This window comes from Campylobacter sp. CH186 (genome assembly GCF_004378925.1).
Taxonomy (GTDB): Bacteria; Campylobacterota; Campylobacteria; order Campylobacterales; family Campylobacteraceae; genus Campylobacter_D; species Campylobacter_D jejuni.
Genome location: NZ_RYYB01000006.1, coordinates 15,443 through 36,921, shown reverse-complemented (window position 1 = coordinate 36,921; position 21,479 = coordinate 15,443). Strand labels below are relative to the sequence as shown.

Here is a 21,479-nt window from a genome sequence, read left to right as displayed (position 1 = left end):
AAATTAGAACTTTATAAACACTCACAGGGTAAGTGAGCGACAAAGGGTTAAAAATATGGAAAAAGAAGTTATTGCGTATTTGGACAATGAGACAATAATTGACTCTCAAAGTGTGAAAAATACAAATTTAAAAGAAATTTATTTTGATAATTCTAAAGAAAGTTTAGAGGTAATCCGTCATTCTTGTGCGCATTTAATGGCACAGGCGATTAAGAATTTGTATCCTGAAGCTAAATTTTTCGTTGGTCCTGTTATAGAAGATGGATTTTATTATGATTTTCGTGTAGAAAGTAAGATCGGCGAAGAAGATTTAGTAAAAATTGAAAAAAAGATGAAAGAACTTGCTGAAGCAAAGATTGAAATTTCAAAATATGAAATCACAAAAAACGAAGCTTTGGCTAAATTTCAAAATGATGATTTAAAACAAGAAGTTTTATTGCGTATTCCTGATGGAGCTGTAAGTATTTATAAGCAAGGTGAATTTGAAGATTTGTGTCGTGGTCCTCATGTGCCAAATACGAAATTTTTACGCTTTTTTAAACTCACTCGTGTTGCAGGAGCGTATTTGGGTGGTGATGAAAAAAGAGAAATGCTTACTCGAATTTATGGGACTGCTTTTGCAGATAAGGAAAGTTTAAAAGAGTATTTAACCATTATCGAAGAAGCTAAAAAACGCGATCATAGAAAGCTTGGAACAGAGCTTAAACTTTTTACTTTTGATGATGAGATCGGAGGAGGTCTTCCTATTTGGTTGAGTAATGGTGCAAGACTTAGATCTAAACTTGAACATATGCTTTATAAAATTCATCGTTTACGTGGTTATGAACCTGTGCGCGGGCCTGAACTTTTAAAAGCAGATGCATGGAAAATCAGCGGGCATTATGCAAACTATAAAGAAAATATGTATTTTACACAAATTGATGAACAAGAATATGGCATTAAGCCTATGAACTGTGTGGGGCATATTAAAATTTATCAAAGTGATGTAAGAAGTTATCGTGATTTGCCTTTGAAATTTTTTGAATACGGCGTGGTGCATCGTCATGAAAAAAGTGGGGTTTTGCATGGACTTTTTAGAGTGAGAGAATTCACTCAAGATGATGCACATATTTTTTGTATGCCAAGTCAGATTAAAGAGCAGGTTTTAGAAATTTTAGCTTTTGTGGATAATTTGATGAAATTATTTGATTTTAGCTATGAAATGGAAATTTCAACTAAACCTGAAAAAGCCATAGGTGATGATGAAATTTGGGAAATAGCGACTAAGGCTTTAAAAGAAGCTTTAGATGAACAAGGTTTAAAATACGGTATTGATGAAGGTGGCGGAGCTTTTTATGGGCCAAAGATTGATATTAAAATCACCGATGCTTTAAAAAGAAAGTGGCAATGCGGAACCATACAAGTAGATTTTAACCTGCCAAGTCGTTTTAAACTTGAATACACTGATAGTGATAATGAAAAAAAACAACCTGTAATGTTGCATCGTGCGATTTTAGGTTCTTTTGAAAGATTTATAGGAATTTTAACCGAGCATTGTGCGGGTGAGTTTCCATTTTTTATCGCACCAACTGCGGTGGGTATAGTGCCAATAGGCGAAGCACATATTGCTTACGCAAAAGAAATTCAAAAAGAATTATTAGAGCTTAATATCGATAGCGAGGTGTATGAAAAAAATGAGAGCTTAAGTAAGAAAATTCGTATCGCTGAAAAACAAAAATTACCTATGATTTTAGTTTTAGGCGATGATGAGGTGGCAAAGCGTAGCGTTGCTTTAAGAGATAGAAGAGCTAAAGAACAAAAAAATCTTAGCTTGGACGAATTTATTAAATTAGTTAAGGAGAAAATGAGTGAGGTACACTTTTGAGTAAAGAAAAAGAAGTATTGCTCAATGAAGAAATAAGAGCGGATGAAATCAGATGTGTTGGCGATGATGGCAAAGTTTATGGTATTATCAGTAGTGATGAAGCTTTAGAAATTGCAAATCGTTTAGGACTTGATCTTGTAATGATAGCTGCAGATGCTAAGCCACCTGTTTGCAAGATCATGGACTATGGTAAATTCCGTTATCAACAAGAGAAAAAACAAAAAGAAGCAAAGAAAAAACAAAAAGTGATTGATATAAAAGAAATCAAACTTTCTGTAAAAATTGCTCAAAATGATATTAACTACAAGGTAAAACATGCTTTAGAATTTTTAGAACAAGGTAAGCATGTGAGATTTCGTGTGTTCTTAAAAGGACGTGAAATGGCAACTCCTGAAGCAGGTGTAGCTTTGCTTGAAAAAATTTGGACTATGATAGAAAATGAAGCTAATCGTGACAAAGAGCCAAATTTTGAAGGTCGTTATGTAAATATGCTTGTTACTCCTAAAAAGGCTTAATGGAGTTTTTATGCCAAGACAAGCTTTAATGCAAAATAAAAATCAACACTTAGCTAAAAATCAATATTCTAAATCTGATGATTTGAATATTGATTTAGCTATGCAGCAAACAAAAGAGTATTTAGAAAATAGGTTTGCAAATGGTGGAGGGGTAAGTAATTTTATAGAAGGAAATTACTATTTTGAAATTAAAAAACAAATAGAAATTTCTTTTATGATTGAAAATATAAAATTAAGCAAGATTAGAGCTGAGTTTGATAGTAGTTTTTTTGAAAATAAAATTAAGCCTGATGGTGGAGTTTTATTTTTAAGAAAAAAAGATGATAAAAAATTTAAAAAAATATTATTAATAACAGAAGCTAAACGACAAGGTACAAATGATATTCGTACAAAGCAAGGTAAAAATAAGCAAGCAACAGGTAATGCAATAGAAAGACTAGGAAAAAACTTAACTGGAATAAAAGCTATGTTAAATCACGAGAAAATAACACCTTTTGTTTGTTTTGGCTGGGGTTGTGATTTTGCTAGTGATGAAAAAACGGTTTTGGCTAAATTAAATGTTTTAAATGAGTTTTATTATCTTAATAAAACCTATATTTTTAAAGCTGATGGAAATAGCGACCATAATTATTTTTCACCTGTTAGTATGTATTTTAGAGAAGAAAAATGGGAAGTTAATGAAATGTTTGAAATAATGAAAGAAATCGCAGAAACTTCTTTAAGATATTATATTTTTTAATGGAAAAGATTATGAAAGAAAACTTGCTTTATTTAAAAGAACAAATTATAACTTATTTAGGCAATAAGCGTTCTTTGCTTGATTTTTTAAGTCAAGGTTTCGTATTTGCAAAAGAGCATTTAAAAAAAGATAAGCTTTCTTTTTGCGATATTTTCAGTGGTTCTGGTATTGTAAGTCGCTTTGCAAAATCGCATTCAAATTACATTCTAGCAAATGATTTAGAAGATTATTCAAGAATAATAAATGAGTGCTATTTGAGTAATTTAAATGATGATTTAGAAAAAGATATTAAATATTATTATGAAAAATTGTTAAAAAATTTAGAGCTTAAAGAAGGTTTTTTAGCTAAGCTTTATGCCCCAAAAGATGATTTAAATATAAAAGCAAATGAAAGGGTTTTTTATACATACAAAAACGCTTGTTATTTAGATAGTGTTAGAGCAAAAATTGAAAATGAAATTCCACAAGAATTAAAACATTTTTTTATAGCGCCTTTGATTTATGAAGCCAGTGTGCATTCAAATACTAGTGGGGTTTTTAAGGGTTTTTATAAGGGTAAGGATGGCATCGGAAAATTTGGTGGCGAAGGACAAAATGCACTTAAACGCATTAAAGGAGAAATAGAGCTTAAAATGCCTATTTTTTCAAATTTTTCTTGTGAATTTGAAGTGATGCAAAAGGATGCAAATATGCTTGCAAAAGAACTTGATTTTTTTGATGTAGCGTATCTTGACCCCCCTTATAATCAGCACCCTTATAGTTCTAATTATTTTATGCTAAATTTAATTGCAAATTATAAAAAACCTGAAGAAATTTCTAAAATCAGTGGCATTCCAAAGGATTGGAACCGCAGTACTTTTAATAAGTCAAAATTTGCCCAAGATGCTTTATTTGAACTTATTAATGATTTAAAAGCAAGAGTGATTTTACTTTCTTATAATTGTGAAGGTTTTGTAAAAAAAGAAATTTTTTTAAAGCGTTTAAGTACTCTTGGAAAATGCCGGATTTTAGAACAAAAATATAATACTTTTAGAGCTTCTCGCAATCTTAAAAATCGTAATATCCATCTTCATGAACAACTTTATATTTTAGTTAAAAATTAAATTTTTGTTGCTAAAATTATTTTTTATTTTTACATGATTAAATTAATTTTATTTTTTCAGATGTTTTGATTTTCGAGCAATAAAGATAAGGTTGAAGAGAATAATAGTTAAAAATTTTAACTTTTTTTGTTTATAATACTTGCTTTTACATTTGAAGGATAAAGATGAAAATAAAAGTTGGGATTTTAGGAGCGAGTGGTTATGCAGGCAATGAGCTTGTTCGCATTTTGCTTAATCATCCCAAAGTTGAAATTTCTTATTTGGGTTCGAGTTCTAGCGTGGGGCAAAATTATCAAGATCTTTATCCTAACACCCCTTTAAATTTATGTTTTGAAAATAAAAATTTAGATGAACTTGAACTTGATCTTTTGTTTTTGGCTACTCCGCATGAATTTAGCGCTAAACTTTTAAATGAGAATTTATTAAAAAAGATGAAAATCATTGATTTAAGCGCGGATTTTCGTCTTAAAAATCCTAAAGATTATGAGCTTTGGTATAAATTCACTCATCCTAATCAAGAGCTTTTGCAAAATGCGGTTTATGGACTTTGTGAGCTTTATAAAGAAGAGATAAAAAAAGCAAGTTTAGTGGCAAATCCAGGTTGTTATACCACTTGTTCTATCTTAAGTCTTTATCCGCTTTTTAAAGAAAAGATCATTGATTTTAGCTCAGTTATTATTGATGCAAAAAGTGGAGTAAGTGGAGCAGGAAGAAGTGCAAAGGTGGAAAATCTTTTTTGTGAAGTTAATGAAAATATCAAAGCTTATAATTTAGCTTTGCATCGCCATACTCCTGAAATTGAAGAGCATTTAAGCTATGCAGCCAAAAAGAAAATCACTCTACAATTTACCCCTCATCTTGTGTCTATGCAAAGAGGAATTTTAATCAGTGCTTATGCAAATTTAAAAGAGGATTTGCAAGAACAAGATATACGCGATATTTATACAAAATACTATCAAAACAATAAATTCATAAGGCTTTTACCGCCGCAGTCGCTTCCGCAGACTCGGTGGGTTAAATCAAGCAATTTTGCGGATATAAATTTTAGTGTAGATCAACGCACAAAGCGTGTTATTGTGCTTGGTGCTATTGATAATTTAATCAAAGGTGCAGCAGGACAAGCTGTTCAAAATATGAATTTAATGTTTGATTTTGATGAAGATGAAGGACTTAAATTCTTTGCAAATTTGTAAAGGATAAAAATGTTAATACGAGCTATGCAAAAAAGCGATTATGAAGCCGTTTATAAGCTTTGGTGTGAGATAAAAGGCTTTGGGATAAGAAGCATTGATGATAGCAAAGAAAATATAGAAAATTTTTTAGATAGAAACCCAAATCTTAGCGTTGTAGCAGTGATTGATGAAGAAATTGTAGGAAGTATACTTTGTGGGCATGATGGACGCACAGGAGGATTTTATCATGTATGTGTACATAAAGATCATAGAAAAAAGGGCATAGCGCACGAGATGACAAAATTTTGTCTTGAGGCTTTAAAAGCTCAAAAAATCAATAAAATCGCCCTGATCGCTTTTAAAAACAATGATTTAGGCAATGAGTTTTGGAAACATTATGGTTTTGCTTTAAGAGAAGATGCGAATTATTACGATCTTTCTTTAAATGAGTATAATCAAACTAGCTTTAATGCTTAAGGAATGATCATGCAAAAATATTTAGAAAAAGCTAATGTCTTAATCGAAGCTTTGCCTTATATACGCAAATTTAATTCTAAGATTATACTTATAAAATACGGCGGATCAGCTATGGAAAATGAAGAGCTAAAGCATTGTGTGATGCAAGATATAGCTCTTTTAAAACTCGTGGGTTTAAAGCCTATTATTGTACATGGTGGGGGAAAAGATATTTCTGCTATGTGTGAAAAATTAGGCGTAAAGAGTGAGTTTAAAAACGGTCTTAGGGTTAGTGATAAAGCCACTACTGAAGTAGCCAGCATGGTTTTAAATCATATCAATAAAAATTTAGTCCATAGTTTGCAAAATTTAGGAGTTAAAGCCATAGGGCTTTGTGGTAAAGATGGCGCGCTTTTAGAATGTGTGAAAAAAGATGAAAATTTAGCTTTTGTTGGCACGATACAAAAGGTAAATTCGAAAATTTTAGAAGAGCTTTTAGAGAAAGATTTTTTACCTATCATTGCTCCTATTGGCATGGATGAGGATTTTAATACTTATAATATTAACGCTGATGACGTAGCTTGTGCGATCGCCAAGGCTTTAAGGGCTGAAAAACTTGCTTTTTTAACCGATACCGCAGGGCTTTATGAGGATTTTAGTGATAAAAATTCTTTGATTTCTAAAATTAGCCTTGAACAAGCTAAAATTTTAGCTCCTAAAATAGAAGGTGGTATGCATGTAAAATTAAAATCCTGTATTGATGCTTGTGAAAATGGAGTTACAAAGGTGCATATTTTAGATGGACGCGTGAAGCATTCTTTATTGCTTGAGTTTTTTACTGATGAAGGTATAGGCACTTTGGTGGGTTAAAGGATGAAAATGGATTATAAAGAACAAAGTCATATTGTCCCTACTTATAAGCGTTTTGATATAGTTTTAGAAAAAGGGCAGGGGGTTTATCTTTTTGATGATAAGGCTAAAAAATATCTTGATTTTTCAAGTGGTATAGGTGTTTGTGCTTTAGGATATAATCATGCTAAATTTAATGCTAAAATCAAAGCTCAAGTGGATAAACTTTTACATACTAGCAATTTATATTATAATGAAAACATAGCCGCTGCAGCTAAAAATTTAGCCAAAGCTAGTGCTTTAGAGCGTGTTTTTTTTACAAATTCTGGTACAGAAAGTATAGAAGGAGCGATGAAAACAGCTAGAAAATACGCCTTTAACAAAGGTATTAAGGGTGGACAATTTATCGCTTTTAAGCATTCTTTTCATGGGCGTACTTTAGGGGCTTTATCGCTTACTGCTAATGAAAAATATCAAAAGCCTTTTAAACCTTTAATTTCAGGGGTTAAATTTGCAAAATATAATGATATTTCAAGCGTTGAAAAACTGGTGAATGAAAAAACTTGTGCCATTATCTTAGAAAGCGTGCAAGGAGAAGGTGGAATAAATCCTGCAAATAAAGATTTTTACAAAGCCTTAAGAAAGCTTTGCGATGAAAAAGATGTATTATTAATCGCTGATGAAATTCAATGTGGCATGGGTAGAAGTGGAAAATTTTTTGCCTATGAGCACGCACAAATTTTGCCTGATATCATGACTTCAGCTAAGGCCTTAGGTTGTGGGCTTAGTGTGGGTGCTTTTGTAATAAATCAAAAGGTAGCAAGCAATTCTTTAGAAGCAGGCGATCATGGTAGTACTTATGGTGGAAATCCTTTAGTTTGTGCAGGAGTGAATGCGGTTTTTGAAATTTTTAAAGAAGAAAAAATTTTAGAAAATGTCAATAAACTCACGCCTTATTTAGAGCAAAGTTTAGATGAGTTGATAAATGAATTTGATTTTTGTAAAAAACGCAAAGGCTTAGGGTTTATGCAAGGGCTGAGTCTTGATAAAAGTGTAAAAGTAGCTAAGGTCATTCAAAAATGTCAAGAAAATGCACTTTTATTAATAAGTTGCGGGGAGAATGATTTGAGATTTTTACCTCCTTTGATTTTACAAAAAGAACATATTGATGAAATGAGTGAAAAGTTAAGAAAGGCTCTAAAGAGTTTTTAATAAATTTTGTAAAAAAATTTATTCTTTTCCATCTACTATAGGCACAAATAAACATTCTTCTAAAATTTCTTTTTGTAAATTTGTGCCATTTTTTCTAAGGCGTGTGATGAATTGTTTGCCATTGTGTAAAATAGGAGCAACTAAAATCCCGTCATCGCTTAATTGATCAAGTAAAATTTCAGGAATTTGTGTCGCATAAGCAGAAAATAAAATCCTATCATAAGGAGCATAATTTTTCCAGCCATTTTGTCCATCATCAAATTTTACATTGATATTAAAAAGTTCTAATTCTCTGAAAGTTTGAGCGGCTTTTTTGGCTAAATTTTCTATGCGTTCTATGGTAAAAACACGCCTTATGACTTTGCTTAAAATCGCAGCTTGATAGCCACTTCCACAACCTATCTCTAAAATACTATCAGCATTTTTAAAATCTAAAGCCATAGTCATTTTAGCTACAGTTAAAGGTGAACTAATCCATTGAGAATTTGCTAAAGGCAAAGCATCAAGGCGATAAGCATGGGCTTTTAAAGGAGAAAAAATTTCACGTGGAATTTGACAAAAAGCATTAAAAAGTTCTTCATTGATAAAAACTTTTTGTGCAATTTCTTCAGCCATATTTTGACATCTTTTTTGTTCAAATGTGTTCATTACTTCTCCTATAAATTTAAATAAAAATTGTAACTAAAAAAGTTGAAATAGAGTTAAACTTAGCTATACTTAAATAAAAAGGAAAAAAATGCTTATAAAATTTAAAAATCACAGTCCCAAACTAGGTCAAAATGTTTTTGTTGCAGAGGGTGCTAAAATCATAGGAGAAATAGAAATAGGAGATGAAAGTAGCATTTGGTTTAATTGTGTTTTAAGAGCCGATGTTAATTTTATAAAAATTGGCAAAAGAACCAATATTCAAGATCTTAGCACGGTACATGTTTGGCATAGGGAGTTTGATGAAAAAGGAAAGTTAAAAGACGTTGGTTTTCCTACGATAATAGGAGATGATGTAACTATAGGACATAATTGCGTTATCCATGCTTGTGTGATAAAAAATCGTGTTTTAATCGGAATGAATGCTGTTGTCATGGATAATGCTTTGATAGAAGAAGATAGCATAGTGGGTGCTGGAAGCGTTGTAACAAAGGGTAAAAAATTTCCGCCACGCTCTTTAATACTTGGAAATCCTGCAAAATTTGTGCGTGAATTAAACGATGAAGAAGTCAGCTTTCTAAAACAATCCGCTTTAAATTATGTGGATTTTAAAAACGAGTTTTTAAAAGATCTTCAGTGATATTTTGAAGTTTAGGCGAGAGTTTTACTTCAAATTTCACAAAACGATCAAGATCTAAAAAACTCTCATCGAGTTTTGAAATTTGCTCTTTTGTATAATCTTGAATAGTATTTAAAGATGACTTTTTAAGAAGTCTTTTTTCTTTGTAGACTAATTCTAAAAGTTCTTTGCGTTCTAAATTTTCATCTTGATTTGGGTTTTCGTCAAAAACATAAAGCTCATCAAAAAGGATTTTTTGCGTGTTTTTATCATAAACCCTAAAAAGCTTTTTAAAATGAGGTAGGGTTGATTTTTCGTTATTTTCGCTGATTTTGATTTTAGGTTTTATGCCTTGATCTTCTAAGGCTGCGAGTTTATAAACGCAACTAAAAATAGGATCGCTTGAAGCAGTGATCAATCTTTCGCCTACACCAAAGATATCAATAGGCGCATTTTGTTCTTTGAGTTTTTTAATGCTCCATTCATCAAGGGCGTTAGAAACTATGATTTTACATTTCTGAAGTCCTGCTTGATCAAGTTCTTGTCTGATTTTCAAACTCAACTCAAGTAAATTTCCAGAATCTATTCTCACACCGCCTTCTTGGATACCAAATTCTTTAAAAACTTTAATCGCATTTTTAAGTCCACTATTTAAACAATCATAAGTATCGATCAAAAAAACAGGATTTTTTGGATAAATTTTCACATAAGCTTTAAAAGCTTCAAATTCATTTTTAAACATTTGCACCCAAGAATGTGCCATAGTCCCATTGATAGGGATATTATAAATTTTTCCTGCTAAAGTACAAGCACTTCCTATGCAACCTCCTATAAAAGCTGCTCTTGCTCCTTTCAAGGCTGCTTCACTTCCTTGTGCTCTGCGTGAACCAAATTCTAAAATTTTACTGTCTTTAGCTGCACGCACGATACGATTGGTTTTGGTAGCAATAAGGCTTTGGTGGTTTAAACTTAAAAGTAAAAAAGTTTCTAAAAGCTGTGCTTCTATAGTTGTAGCTTTAATACAAAGCAAAGGTTCGTTTGGAAAAATTACTTCTCCTTCGCGCATAGCATAAATTTCGCCTTTAAATTTAAAGTTAGCTAAAAAATCTAAAAATTCTGTATCAAAAATACCTTGTTTTCTTAAAAATTCTATATCTTCTACATCAAAACTCAAATTTTCAATAAAGTCTAAAATATCTTCAAGACCTGCAAAAATAGCAAAAGATCCTGAATCTGGAATTTTTCTAAAAAATATATCAAAATAACAAATTTGATCTTTTTTATTGTTTTTGAAATAGCCTTGAGACATTGTAAATTCATAAAAATCACAAAGCAAGGCTAAAGAAGTTTTAGAAGTCATCAAAGCTTATGCTACCCTTAGAATAATTCGTTACTTTACTTTCAAAGAAATTGCTCTTTTGATCGTTAAATTTTGAAAAATCATCTACCCATTTAATAGGATGTTTTGCATTGTATAATTTATCTAAATTGATCGCACTTAATCTTTGATCTACAAGATAATGGATATATTCTTCTATGATATCATCAGTAAAGCCCATGATTTGATTTTGAGTGATGTATTTACCCCATTTGATCTCAAGATCTCCGGCTTTTTTAAACATATCATAAATTTTATTGATATTTTCATCATGGAACAAATCAGGTCTTTCTTTGCGTACTGAATTGATCATATTTTGAAATAATAAAAGATGTGTGATTTCATCTCTTTGGATAAAGCGGATCATTTGTGCTGAACCTAGCATTTTTCCTGCACGTGCAAGTGCGTAAATAGCAGTAAAACCGCTATAAAAATATACTCCTTCTAAAATTTGATTTGCCACCATAGCTAAAAGAAGTTTATTATCATCTACATCGCCTGCTAATTCTTCATAAATGCTTGAAATAAAGTCATTTTTTTCACGCAAAGTTTCATCATGCTTTTCCATTTCATAAATCAAATCTGTATTATCGCAAATCGCTTCTACCATAACAGCGTAAGATTTTGAATGGTTTGCCTCTTCATAAGCTTGGCGTGCTAAAACCGCATTGATTTCAGGAGCTGTGATGTAAGGGTTGATATTATCTGCTAAATTATTGGTTTGAAAACTATCCATAGAAATAAGCTGACTCCAAACCAAATCATACATTCTTTTTTCACCTGCAGTTAAATTACAGCGATAATCAAGTGCATCTTTGGTTGTATCTACTTCTTTTGGAAACCAAGTATTTGCTTCCATTAAATCCCAAAGTTTTAAAGCCCAAGTATATTTTGCCTTAGTGAAATTTAAAATTCCATGTGGGTTACCATCAAAAACTTTACGATCTCCTAGAGTTTCGTTTGAACTTGGATTGTAAATTCTTTTTCTTTGCATTTTTAACCTTTCTTTATGCTTTGGTAGCTATACAACTTTGAGTTAAAATATCGTGTAAATTTAAACGATCTTTTCTTGCAAAACTGACAAATAAACCAAAGAGTAAGCCAAAACTTATAATAAATATCACATATCTTAGTAAAATTCTAAGAAAACTTAGTTTCTTTCCCGTTTTTATATCAATAAGATATAAATCATATGCTTTAAGACCTGGGCTTTGTGCCTTTTTTGTTAAAAAAATAGCTTGAATCAAACCAAATAAAAAAGTACATAAAGTTGTGATAAAATGGTTGTTTAAAAAAGCTTCTTTAGAGCCCAATAGAAAATAAAATAAATACAAAATAGGAACATAAATAAGAAAAATATCTATAAGCAAAGCTCTAAATCTTAGCCATCTAGAGCTAATTTTTGCTTTAGTTTTCATTTAATTTCCACGACTTCCTGGTTTTATAGCCTTACTCCCTTTTTTACAAAGCGGACAATTTGTTTCATCGTAAATTTCAAATTCAAAATTCCCTAGAGTAAAGAGTGGTAAATTTTCAGGTAATTTCGCATTATCTTTTCTTGGAGATTTTAAATTTTCTACCGCACAAAAACCACGATTTGCCAATGCTGCAAAACCTACAACAATTCCACCTAAACTTTCAATGATTTTTGCACTCTCTAAAGCACTACCACCTGTAGTAATGATATCTTCACAAATTATAAATTTTTCACCCTTTTTTACCTCAAAACCACGTCTTAAAGTCATTTCTTTATTTACTCTTTCAGTGAAGATAAAACGTTTACTACAAGCTCTTGCAAGCTCATAACCTGCTAAAATTCCACCTAAAGCAGGAGAACAAATGCTATCAAATTCTATCTTATAGTTTGCAATAATCTTTGCAAGTTCATCACAAAGTTTTGCTGCTAATTTTGGGTCCTCTAAAACTTTTGCACTTTGAAGATAAAACTGCGAATGTTTACCTGAACTTAGTAAAAAATGCCCTTCTAAATAAGCACCATAATCTTTATAAATTTGCTCTAAATTCATCGTTAAACCTTTAAAAGTTCACTTTCTTTGCTTTTTACACTCTCATCAATTTTTGTTGTGTAGGTGTCGGTAAGTTTTTGTACTTCATCATAAGCTTTTTTTGCTTCATCTTCGCTTATTGCCTTATCTTTTTCTAGTTTTTTAACTGCATCGTTGGCATCTTTGCGTATATTTCTTATAGAAACTTTTGCCTTTTCACCCATAGCTTTAGCTTGTTTTACATTTTCTTCTCTTTGCTCTCTAGTCATCGGAGGGAAAAATAATTTTACACTTTCGCCGTCATTATTTGGATTTACACCGATATTTGCAGCTGCAATAGCACTTTCTATGGTTTTTAGTAAAGGTTTTTCCCAAGGAGTGATGCTAATAGTTGAAGCATCACTTGCTAAAACAGTTGCTACTTGATTTAAAGGAGTTTGAGTTCCATAATAATCCACTGTAATATGATCTAAAATATGGGTATTAACTTTTCCAGTTCTTAAAGTGGTGAAGTCTTTTTTTAAGGCTTCTAAAGATTTTTCACTTTGGGTTTTTTGTTTGTTAAAAATTTCACTTAGCATTATCATTTCCTTTAATTATTTACTTGAATTAACATCGCTTGGAAGTTGTGGTGCACTTGGAGCGATAGAATTTGTGTTTGGGGTAGCAGGCACAATAGGAGCACTTGGAATAGTAGTGTTGTTGTTTTCTACTTTAATTTTCTCTGCTAAAGAGTCCTTGCTAGCTTTATTGTATAAATAACCAAGACCAATAGTATTTGCAATAAGTAAAATTCCCATGACAAAGGTAAATTTTGCCAAAAATCCAGCCGGTCCTTTGGCGCCAAATAAACTTTCATTGCTTCCACTATAAGCTCCAAGTCCTATACTTGAACTTTTTTGAAGTAAAACTGCTATACAAATAACTACAACGATGATAAATTGTAAAATGATTAAAAGAGTGATCATTGAAAATTCCTATAAAGTTAATTTTTAAATGATTATTTTAACTAAATAAAACTTGAAAAGTTTTGAAACTTGAAAAGTTTTTGTGAGAAAAATCCCACAAAAACTTATCTGCTATTGAAGCTTCTTAAGATATTAAGTAAAGATACGAAAAGATTAACAAAATCAAGATAAAGTGCTACTGCACCTTCGATTGGGGTTTCATAATTTCCGCGGATAATATTTTGCGTATCATAAAGAATGTAAAATGAAAATAATATTGCAGCTACTGCTGAAATAGCTAGATTAACTATACTGCTTTGGAAGAAAAGGTTTAGTAAAGATGCTGCTACAATAACGATCAATACTATAAATAAAGCTTTACCCATAACAGTAAAATCTTTTTTTGTATTCATAGCAAATACACTAAGTCCTGCAAAAGCAACTGTTGTTAAAGCAAAAGCTTGAGCGATGATAATTCCTCCAGCTGGTAGAGCTAAAACTGAAATAAGTAAAGGTGTAAGCGTTAAACCTGAGCAGAAAGTAAAACCAAAAAGTAAAACAAGATTTAATGGAGCTTCTCTTTTTTTCCATTGCAAAGCAAATAAAAGTCCGATTTCAACAGCAAAAAGGATCCAAAAAGTTACTTGTGATTGTATAAAAAATGATGCTAAAGCAAAAATTCCTACATATGCACCTACTGTTGCAGCTAATAATGAAGCAGCAAAAAGTTGATAAGTTTGTTTAATAAAAATACTTAATTCGCTTGAGCGTGTATTTTCAAATTCTTTTGATCTTGAGTAGTCTCTATCATAAAGACTCATAAAATTCTCCTTGCAAAATTGTTAGATTTTTTAAAATCTTGAGCGAAATCTAACATATTAGACTAAATAAAAAGTTAATTTATATAATATCTTATACTTAAATGAAATCTTTGCTGAAATTTTGTTATAATTTCAAGATTTTAGTTTCAGGTTGGTTCTATGGAAAATCTTATTAGCGGTGCGATTAAGTTTATGCAAGAAGACTTTAAGGAGCATGAAGAACTTTTTGAAAGTCTAAAAAATAAGCAAAATCCCCATACTCTTTTTATAGGTTGTTCTGATTCTAGAGTAATTCCAAATTTGATCACTAATACGGGTCCAGGTGAGCTTTTTGTAATACGAAATATTGCAAATATAGTTCCACCTTATCGCGTTGGAGAAGATTACTTGGCGACAACTTCAGCAATAGAGTATGCTTTAAATTCATTGCATATTAAAAATATCGTCGTTTGTGGCCATAGTAATTGTGGAGGTTGTAATGCTCTTTATTATTCTGATGAAGAATTAAATAAAATTCCTAACGTGAAAAAGTGGCTTACCATGTTAGATCCGATAAAAAAAGATGTGATGATTTTTGCAAGAGACGATTTGGCTATGCGTTCATGGCTTACAGAAAAATTAAATTTAGTAAATTCTTTGCAAAATATACTTACTTATCCAGGCGTGCAAGAAGCTTTAGATGAAGGAAAAATAGAAGTACATGCTTGGTATTATATTATAGAGACAGGTGAAATTTATGAGTATGATTTTAAAGCAAAAATTTTTACTTTAATACAGGATAGGAAAGTTCAATGAAAAAAATTATTTTTAGTTTATGTTTTTTTATTTTATACCTTGGAGCACAAGAATTTAAATTTATTGATGCGAATATTAGTAAAGAAGATGAAGGAATTTATGCTTTAGTTGAAAAATATGTTGATCTTAACAATCAAATTAAAGAATTTAAGAAAAACAATGATGAAAATTCAAGCACTTTTAATGGTATTTTAAGTGAATTTGAAAAAGACAAAAAGACTATTTTAGCAAAAATACCCGATATGATAGTAGGACAAAAGATTAATGAAGAGGCAGTGGCTAGATTTTTAAAAGCAAAAGAAAAATTACTAGATGTTCAAAAAAAGAATATTAATAAGCCTTACATTTATACAGATGCCACTCTTAATCTAGTTTATTTTAACATTGTGGAAAGTTTTTATTCTTCTTTGTTTGAAGTGGAAAAACTTTTTAAAAATACAGCAAGCAGTGAAGATTTGATTGCTACTGTTGATAAGGCAATGGAAAATTTACAAAATTCTTCTAATGTTAATTTAGATAGTTTTAAAAGCAAAATTACAAATCCAGAAGAATTAGAAAAAATTACCCTAAAAGAAAGATATATCAGTAATGCTGTAGATTCTTATTCTGAAATTCTTAAGTATTTACGTTCAAATGCAGATTTGCTTGAAAGTAATTATATTTTTTCACTACTTGAGCTTCAAGTTTGGATAGATCGTATAAATGAGGCAATTGGGGTAAGTTTTGTTAATATCGGAAAAATAGTAATTTCTGCTTTGGTTTTAGTATTTTTTATATCTTTAAGACGTTTTTTTGCAAATATAGTATATTTTTTCCTTGTTCGGCTTTTTTATAGAAATAAAAATGATGTAGATGATATTAAAGTTATTTTTATTGAGAATATTAAAAAACCAGTGAGTTTTTTTCTGATTGTTTATGCTATTTCGATTTGTCTTACTATAGCAACTTATCCTGCACCTTTAAGTATTAATTTGAGTAATTTTTTCCACATAATTTATGCGGTTTTGATTGCATGGCTTATTTTAAAAATGCTTGATGGTTATGGAATGGTACTAGTTTCTAAGCTTGCTCAAAAAAGCGGAAAAAAAGAAGTTGTAAATTTAATTATTAAAATTTTATATTTTGTTATTATTATCATAGCTTTATTATATATCCTTGCTCAGCTTGGTTTTAATATTTCGGCTATTATTGCATCTTTGGGAATTGGTGGTTTAGCTGTTGCTTTAGCAGCGAAAGATATCATTGCAAATTTCTTTGCTTCTATACTTTTACTTTTTGATAATAGTTTTAATCAAGGAGATTGGGTAGAGGTTTCAGGTATAGAAGGAACAGTAGTTGAAATAGGACTTAGAAAAACTACTATTAGAACTTTTGATAATTGTCTCGTATTTTTACCAAATTCAACTATTATGGGAGCTAATATCAAAAATTGGAGTAAAAGACGCATGGGTCGCCATGTTAGAATGTATTTGGGTGTTGGTTATGATGCTACTCCTGAAAAATTAGATCAATGTGTAAAAGATTTGAAAGAATTTTTGGATACAAGTGATTTGGTAGCTCACGATGAGGATAGTGCATTAAAATATGGTGATCATACGACAAAATATCGTCAAAATCTTGTATCTATTAACGATTTAGAAGGCTATAAAAATGCTTGTTATGTGGCTTTAAGCGAATTTGCAGATAGTAGTATTAATATAGAGCTTTATTTTTATACCAAAAAAATAGGAGCAAAAGATTTTAGGGAAGCTAGACAAAGCTTAATGCTTGAGTTTATGCGTATAATCGAAAAAAATGGCTTAACTTTTGCTTTCCCAAGTCGCAGTATTTATATAGAAAATTTACCACCTCTTGATTTGCAAGCAAAAGCTATAAAATAGCAAGATTTTATCTTGCTATTTTTTAAACCGGCATAACGCGTATATTTGGACTTAATTCTTCTTGTAAAATTGTTTCAATAGCATAAAGTGTCGCACCACTTCCACTAGAACAACCACTACAAGCACCAAGATAACGAATATAAACGTCAATTGCTGCACCTTCAGCCTTTTGTATATCAATCACTTCCAAATCTCCACCATCATTATGAAGCATAGGGCGAATTTCAGCATCTAAAACACTTTCAACTGCTTTTAATTGTCCTACTACGGTCATTTCATCAAAAGCCACATCACTTTTCATTGTATTTTTGAGTTTTTCTCTATCCATCTCGGCTCTGGTTTCAGCTAAAATATCTACAAGGTAATAATCTCTTTTTTCATGTCCGCCTGGTTTGATACAGGACTTGCAAAAAGCACCTGCTTTAGTATATTGTGTGATTTCTTCTACACTATGCAAATCATTAAGTTTAATCACTTCTTTAATGGTTCCAAGACTTACTCTAGCGCACTCACAAACTATAATTTGATCTTCAAAATCTTCAGGACTTATACCTTTATAATGCGCTGCTGCTTGTTTGATTACATCATAAGCCATAACTGAACAGTGCATTTTTTGAGGTGGAACAGCTGGAATTTCTGGATTATCTCTCATGGCAAATTCCACATCTAAATTTGTGATTTTTACTGCTTCATCTACAGTTTTTCCTATACAAAGATCCACCATAGTATCACTACTTGCTATAGCTGTACCACAACCAAAACTTTTAAATTTTGCATCGATAATTTTATCAGTTTTTTCATCTACAAGCCAAAAAAGTCTTACCGCATCGCCGCAACTTTCTGCACCAAAATCAGCTACGATCAATTTTGCATTGCGTGCTTTAGCATCTTCTTCACTAAATTCTCCCATATGTTGAGGATTATTCATTCTATCTTGAACTTTTTGTGAATACTCATCCCAAATGGATCCACCAATTAAACTATTTTTTCCCATTTTTCATCCTTATTTGTAATTATTTGGATTATAAGCATAAGTGCAAGAAATTGCTCTTAATCTCTGTGTTGCATTTTTAATTTGTTTTGCTGCATAATCAATTTCTTCTTCAGTGTTAAAACGTGACAAAGAAAGCCTTAAAGCTGTATGCGCTAAATCATGCTCCGCACCGATAGCTTCCATAATAGGATTGCTTTCTAAAGCTTCACTTGCACAGGCTGAGCCCGTACTTGCAGCTATACCATTTTTATTTAAATCCCAAAGCATTGCTTCGCCTTCAACACCTTTAATACTTGCTAAGATTGTATTAGGCACACGGTGTTCCCTTTTTCCAACCACTGTTGTATCAGGCAAGGCCAAAATTTGATCTTCTAGTTTATCTCTTAAACGGCGTATATGAGAATCTTCAAAATCAAGCATAGTATTTGCAATACGCAAAGCCTCGCCCATAGCCACTATGTAAGGTACATTTAAAGTTCCACTTCTACGACCACCCATGTGTTCTCCACCGTGTAAAAGTGGAGTAAGTTTAAGTCCTTTTTTTATAAAAAGTCCACCCACACCCTTTGGTCCATGAAATTTATGTGCTGAAAATGAAGCAAAATCAACTCCTACTTGAGTTAAATTAACCTTTATTTTACCTACTGCTTGAGTAGCATCTGTATGAAAAAGAGCACCAAATTCATGCGCAAGTTCTGCCATCGCTTTAATATCAAAAATCATACCTGTTTCATTATTTGCCCACATAACACTTACAAGTGCTGTTTTATCGCTAATCACTTTACGCAAATCTTCTACAGTAGAAACCCCTTCTTCATTTACAGGAAGTTCTATGACTTTTACTCCAAGACTTTTTAAAAAATAAGCAGCAGCAGTAACAGCAGGGTGTTCTACACTAGAAATAATCACTTCATTGCGTTCTTTATCTAAAATATGATCAAAATACACACCCTTAAGCACCCAGTTAATGCTTTCTGTCGCACAGGAGGTTACAACTATGTCATCTAGGTCATTTGCTCCAAGTCCTGCATAAAGTTTATCCAAAGCTTCTCTTAAGGCAGGATGTGTTGCGCTACCATATTGATGAAGGCTATTTGGATTTCCATACATATCCTTTAAAAAAGGTAGCATCAACTCATAAGCATTAGGATCAAGCATTGTCGTTGCGTTGTTATCTAAATATACTTTCACTTTAAAATCCTTAATTTATCCTTAATTTTAATTAGGATATTTTTTATCTTTATTTGAAAACGGATAATAACAAAAATTTATAAAAATTAGGTTAAAAATTATAACAAAAATAAAATGCTAAAGTAAAATTTTAAAGTGAAATATTTTGTGAATTTTATATAGCAAAAATGAGAAATACTATTTCTTAAATTTTTCTTCGTAATACTTTACTATCTTTGAATCTTCTTTGGCTGTATGTTTAAAGATAAAATCTTGAACAACGAGATTTAATTTTTCGGTCATTATATTTACAAATTTAGCTTCACTGATGATAATTTCTTCAATTTCTAAGATAATTTTTCTATGAATTCTTGTATGATGGTTGATATAAGGATATTCTATTTCTCTCATAAAGGCTTCTTCATCTGAAAAATGTCTATTGATCATTATCAACAACTCTCTTAAGACAATTTTTAACTCTTTTGTTCCAACATGACGTTGGTTCATTAAAGAGAGTTTTTTAGAAATTTCAAAAAGTTCTTTATGTTGATGATCTAAAAGATCATTATTCATCGAAATAATTTTTTCATTATAAGTCATGGTTTTGAGTACTTTTATATTTATATTTTTTGAGAGCGGATTATAATGCTATAATACTTAAAATTTTATTAATTAATTATATAAAAATTATTATTATTAAAGTATTTATAATTTATATATTTTTTAAAAAATTATTTTAAACCATCACAGACATATAAGAGTTTAGAATTTTATTTATATTTGCTTGTTTTTGACGACGATCTAAAAAATTTTCTATAGAGCTAGAACGTAGTTGATTTACTTCTTCTAATCTTTGCGTATCTTGACTTTGGTTTTGATATTGTTTTTTAAGAGCATCAAAATCATTGCGATTTTGATCGATATAAATTTGAAATATTGAACTTGAATTTGCAAATTCTCTTAAATCCATATCTTTTTGGTAGTTAATATATTGTTGAAAAAATACAGATAGTTTGTCTTGAGTGCTTGTTTTTTTATCTACGCCATTAACATAAAGATAAAGATCAAAACTCATCTTTTTTTCATTTTCTTTTTTGATGTAATCTTCTATATCTGTTTCGCCCTTGAGAATTTTTTGTAAATTTTGATGAGAGCTTAGTTCTAAAGTGGCAGGTTTCATAAAAAAGTTAAATTCTTTTTCGTTTTGAGTTTTTATATCATGGTAGATAAAATTCATTAAAAGACCAGATTTTGATACTTCTGCATTTTTAGTTAAATAAGGTTTTAAAATTTCATTAGAAGAAGTGTTTTCTATGGCTTTATCAAAATGAAAATTAGTTATTTTATTATCTAACATTAAAGTATTTAAATTTGTGATATTGCTTAATGCCAAATCAATTTCTTCTTGATTGTTGTAAATTCTTGAAATTTGGCCTAAAAATTCTCCATTATCTGTTGAAAAACCTGATGATAGTTTTGAAATAAGATCGCGACTTAAATAAGCATTATCATCTTGTAAAAATTCTGAATTTATAGATTTTAATGAACTATGATAGCTATTTAAAAGATAAGGTAGATCAATTTTATTGTAGTTTAAATTTTCATCTTGTTTTGTGAGTTCTTTTGCTATGCTTCTAACGCTTTTAATGTTGATATTATAAGATTCTGGTATATTTGCAATTTTATTTAAATCTTTATCAAAAAAACCTTCTTCATTGATTCTAAATCCAAATTCACTGGCATAAGTGGTATTATTAAAAATATAACTTAATTGTTCTAAGCTATTTTCATTTCCTTCTTGTTCTAAAGCTTTGTTATCTTTAATCAAATTTAAAGCAGAGCTATTCTGTAAAGGATTAGATAAGGTTAAATTTTGATACGGATTTGCCGAATTTATAGTCATTTTAAATCTTTCCAAAATATTGCTGATTTTTTTATAAGCAAAAGGTGTGCCAAGTTTTTTTTAAAAATTAAATTCAGTCAAAAATTAGAAAAAATTTGATAGTATTTAGCTTTTCTTTTAATTTGAAAAATAAAAATTTATCTAAATAAGGAAAGCGTATGCCAAAGATGAAAAGCGTTAAAAGCGCAGTTAAACGCTTCAAAGTAGGTAAAAATAAAATCAAAAGAGGCTCAGCTTTTAGAAGTCATATTTTGACTAAAAAACCTGCAAAAAGAATGCGTGATCTTCGCACAGCTAAATATGTGCATAGCACAAATGTAAAAGCTGTTGAAAAAATGCTAGGAATTTAAGTTTTTGACTAAAAGTCATTCAAACTCCCCTTTGAAATAAAATTTCAAGGGCAAGCTCCAA

At 30.6% G+C, this 21,479-nt stretch carries 24 protein-coding genes; 12 read left to right on the top strand and 12 right to left on the bottom strand.

What is annotated here, in order from left to right; genetic code table 11:
* Window positions 1-55 precede the first annotated feature (55 nt).
* From thrS to ELQ09_RS06385, 8 genes are all read left to right on the top strand, one after another.
* Window positions 56-1,864: a threonine--tRNA ligase gene (gene thrS, locus ELQ09_RS06420; protein WP_058001669.1), complete on the top strand. Its 1,809-nt coding sequence runs from the start codon at window positions 56-58 to the stop codon at window positions 1,862-1,864.
* Entirely contained in the window at window positions 1,861-2,379 is a 519-nt protein-coding gene (gene infC, locus ELQ09_RS06415; RefSeq protein WP_002851726.1) for a translation initiation factor IF-3, read from the top strand. The genes thrS and infC overlap by 4 nt, the downstream gene beginning before the upstream one ends.
* Window positions 2,380-2,389: 10 nt before the next feature.
* Window positions 2,390-3,118, top strand: coding sequence for an EcoRI family type II restriction endonuclease (locus tag ELQ09_RS06410; protein ID WP_002800273.1), 729 nt, complete (start codon window positions 2,390-2,392; stop codon window positions 3,116-3,118).
* A gap of 11 nt (window positions 3,119-3,129) precedes the next feature.
* Window positions 3,130-4,221 carry a DNA adenine methylase gene (locus ELQ09_RS06405; protein WP_002876833.1) on the top strand — a complete coding sequence of 364 codons (1,092 nt, stop codon included), beginning with the start codon at window positions 3,130-3,132 and terminating at the stop codon, window positions 4,219-4,221.
* 164 nt (window positions 4,222-4,385) lie between these two features.
* Window positions 4,386-5,414 (top strand): N-acetyl-gamma-glutamyl-phosphate reductase, encoded by a 1,029-nt coding sequence (argC, locus tag ELQ09_RS06400; protein ID WP_002857251.1) that lies wholly within the window; start codon window positions 4,386-4,388, stop codon window positions 5,412-5,414.
* A 9-nt stretch (window positions 5,415-5,423) separates the two neighbouring features.
* Window positions 5,424-5,870: an N-acetyltransferase gene (locus ELQ09_RS06395; RefSeq protein ID WP_002876820.1), complete on the top strand. Its 447-nt coding sequence runs from the start codon at window positions 5,424-5,426 to the stop codon at window positions 5,868-5,870.
* Window positions 5,871-5,873: 3 nt separating this feature from the next.
* Window positions 5,874-6,719, top strand: a complete 846-nt coding sequence (gene argB / locus ELQ09_RS06390; RefSeq protein WP_134263847.1) for an acetylglutamate kinase — start codon at window positions 5,874-5,876, stop codon at window positions 6,717-6,719.
* 3 nt (window positions 6,720-6,722) lie between these two features.
* Window positions 6,723-7,910: an aspartate aminotransferase family protein gene (locus ELQ09_RS06385; RefSeq protein ID WP_134263846.1), complete on the top strand. Its 1,188-nt coding sequence runs from the start codon at window positions 6,723-6,725 to the stop codon at window positions 7,908-7,910.
* 18 nt (window positions 7,911-7,928) lie between these two features.
* On the opposite strand, the gene ELQ09_RS06380 is transcribed toward ELQ09_RS06385, so the two are convergent.
* The gene (locus ELQ09_RS06380; RefSeq protein WP_002874477.1) at window positions 7,929-8,558 is read right to left on the bottom strand and encodes a protein-L-isoaspartate(D-aspartate) O-methyltransferase; all 630 of its coding nucleotides are present in this window, start codon (window positions 8,556-8,558) and stop codon (window positions 7,929-7,931) included.
* A gap of 88 nt (window positions 8,559-8,646) precedes the next feature.
* Between ELQ09_RS06380 and ELQ09_RS06375 the strand changes: the two genes are divergently transcribed.
* A complete protein-coding gene (locus ELQ09_RS06375) occupies window positions 8,647-9,195 on the top strand; it encodes a gamma carbonic anhydrase family protein (RefSeq protein ID WP_070316648.1) in 549 nt (182 codons plus the stop codon).
* Here the strand turns inward: ELQ09_RS06375 and ELQ09_RS06370 are convergent.
* From ELQ09_RS06370 to ELQ09_RS06340, 7 genes are all read right to left on the bottom strand, one after another.
* Window positions 9,164-10,537, bottom strand: a complete 1,374-nt coding sequence (locus ELQ09_RS06370) for a nicotinate phosphoribosyltransferase (protein ID WP_079862126.1) — start codon at window positions 10,535-10,537, stop codon at window positions 9,164-9,166. The genes ELQ09_RS06375 and ELQ09_RS06370 overlap by 32 nt on opposite strands.
* Window positions 10,524-11,546 carry a ribonucleotide-diphosphate reductase subunit beta gene (locus ELQ09_RS06365; RefSeq protein WP_002851758.1) on the bottom strand — a complete coding sequence of 341 codons (1,023 nt, stop codon included), beginning with the start codon at window positions 11,544-11,546 and terminating at the stop codon, window positions 10,524-10,526. Before ELQ09_RS06365 ends, ELQ09_RS06370 begins: the two co-directional genes overlap by 14 nt.
* Before the next feature lie 13 nt (window positions 11,547-11,559).
* Window positions 11,560-11,970, bottom strand: coding sequence for an RDD family protein (locus tag ELQ09_RS06360; RefSeq protein ID WP_070316646.1), 411 nt, complete (start codon window positions 11,968-11,970; stop codon window positions 11,560-11,562).
* Window positions 11,971-12,579, bottom strand: coding sequence for an orotate phosphoribosyltransferase (pyrE, locus tag ELQ09_RS06355; RefSeq protein WP_070316645.1), 609 nt, complete (start codon window positions 12,577-12,579; stop codon window positions 11,971-11,973).
* A gap of 2 nt (window positions 12,580-12,581) precedes the next feature.
* The gene (gene frr, locus ELQ09_RS06350; RefSeq protein WP_079460285.1) at window positions 12,582-13,145 is read right to left on the bottom strand and encodes a ribosome recycling factor; all 564 of its coding nucleotides are present in this window, start codon (window positions 13,143-13,145) and stop codon (window positions 12,582-12,584) included.
* A 9-nt stretch (window positions 13,146-13,154) separates the two neighbouring features.
* A complete protein-coding gene (gene secG / locus ELQ09_RS06345; protein WP_002854650.1) occupies window positions 13,155-13,526 on the bottom strand; it encodes a preprotein translocase subunit SecG in 372 nt (123 codons plus the stop codon).
* 104 nt (window positions 13,527-13,630) lie between these two features.
* Complete coding sequence (locus tag ELQ09_RS06340; RefSeq protein WP_002851668.1) at window positions 13,631-14,326, bottom strand: Bax inhibitor-1/YccA family protein; 696 nt, start codon at window positions 14,324-14,326, stop codon at window positions 13,631-13,633.
* A gap of 159 nt (window positions 14,327-14,485) precedes the next feature.
* Between ELQ09_RS06340 and ELQ09_RS06335 the strand changes: the two genes are divergently transcribed.
* Together ELQ09_RS06335 and ELQ09_RS06330 are read left to right on the top strand one after the other, a co-directional pair.
* Window positions 14,486-15,121, top strand: coding sequence for a carbonic anhydrase (locus ELQ09_RS06335; protein ID WP_002851887.1), 636 nt, complete (start codon window positions 14,486-14,488; stop codon window positions 15,119-15,121).
* Window positions 15,118-17,001, top strand: coding sequence for a mechanosensitive ion channel family protein (locus tag ELQ09_RS06330; protein WP_088303824.1), 1,884 nt, complete (start codon window positions 15,118-15,120; stop codon window positions 16,999-17,001). The genes ELQ09_RS06335 and ELQ09_RS06330 overlap by 4 nt, the downstream gene beginning before the upstream one ends.
* Before the next feature lie 22 nt (window positions 17,002-17,023).
* Here the strand turns inward: ELQ09_RS06330 and ELQ09_RS06325 are convergent, their stop codons facing one another.
* The 4 genes from ELQ09_RS06325 to ELQ09_RS06310 form a co-directional block, all read right to left on the bottom strand.
* Window positions 17,024-17,995: an iron-sulfur cluster assembly scaffold protein gene (locus ELQ09_RS06325; protein ID WP_088303823.1), complete on the bottom strand. Its 972-nt coding sequence runs from the start codon at window positions 17,993-17,995 to the stop codon at window positions 17,024-17,026.
* A 9-nt stretch (window positions 17,996-18,004) separates the two neighbouring features.
* Window positions 18,005-19,186, bottom strand: a complete 1,182-nt coding sequence (locus ELQ09_RS06320; protein WP_002858709.1) for a NifS family cysteine desulfurase — start codon at window positions 19,184-19,186, stop codon at window positions 18,005-18,007.
* A gap of 177 nt (window positions 19,187-19,363) precedes the next feature.
* Window positions 19,364-19,765 (bottom strand): bacteriohemerythrin, encoded by a 402-nt coding sequence (locus ELQ09_RS06315; RefSeq protein WP_002851900.1) that lies wholly within the window; start codon window positions 19,763-19,765, stop codon window positions 19,364-19,366.
* A gap of 136 nt (window positions 19,766-19,901) precedes the next feature.
* Window positions 19,902-21,068 (bottom strand): hypothetical protein, encoded by a 1,167-nt coding sequence (locus ELQ09_RS06310; protein WP_134224897.1) that lies wholly within the window; start codon window positions 21,066-21,068, stop codon window positions 19,902-19,904.
* Between the two features lie 158 nt (window positions 21,069-21,226).
* Between ELQ09_RS06310 and rpmI the strand changes: the two genes are divergently transcribed.
* Window positions 21,227-21,418, top strand: a complete 192-nt coding sequence (gene rpmI / locus ELQ09_RS06305; protein ID WP_002777995.1) for a 50S ribosomal protein L35 — start codon at window positions 21,227-21,229, stop codon at window positions 21,416-21,418.
* Window positions 21,419-21,479 lie beyond the last annotated feature (61 nt).